Here is a 692-nt window from a genome sequence, read left to right on the forward strand (position 1 = left end):
GGATATCGTTGTTGCTTACCGAACGCGCGGTTTTTACAGGTGATCCTGCGATGTATCGTAGCATGGGTTTAGAGCCGACAGAAGTGGATCTGGTTATGGTGAAGTCGGCGTGCYAATTCCGTTCGTCATACGAGAAGCTGTCAGAACATATTTACATATTGGACACACCTGGTGCGAGTACTGCAAATCTTCAGAGTCTCCCTTACGTTAACATTGCACGACCTATGTACCCATGGGATCAAGATTTAGAGCTTTCATTTTGAGGACACTCTTCAGAGGTAAAACTTTTATGGAAGGAATGATCAAATATGAGATTACAAAATAAGGTTGCGCTTGTTACTGGTGGATCCCGTGGGATTGGTCGTGAAGTTTGTCTTGCTTTCGGGGGTGAAGGAGCGAAGGTAGCAATCAACTACTATCCGGGAAACGAGGCGGAAGCAGATCAAGTAGTGGAGGATATTCGTATTAAGGGCGGTCAAGCTATGGCTGTTTGCTGTGACGTCAGCCAGGAGCAACAGGTGGAAGATATAGTACGGAAAATCACCGAAGCTTGGGGTGGGGTTGATATTCTAGTGAACAACGCTGGAATTTATCCCCGTCAAAAGTGGTATGAGATCACGAGTGAAGACTGGGATCGTGTTATGAACGTGAATTTGAAATCATGCTTATTCACATGCAAAGCTGTATTTCCC

At 45.4% G+C, this 692-nt stretch carries 2 protein-coding genes; both read left to right on the plus strand.

The features are described from left to right. The coding region (locus tag AC1DWN_RS34790) for an MlrC C-terminal domain-containing protein (RefSeq protein ID WP_477563353.1) at positions 1-263 on the plus strand (263 nt) is incomplete at its 5' end. A gap of 45 nt (positions 264-308) precedes the next feature. Continuing rightward, the coding region (locus AC1DWN_RS34795; protein WP_477563354.1) for an SDR family NAD(P)-dependent oxidoreductase at positions 309-692 on the plus strand (384 nt) is incomplete at its 3' end.

The sequence above is a fragment of the Paenibacillus sp. P4_A7 genome (genome assembly GCF_056402455.1).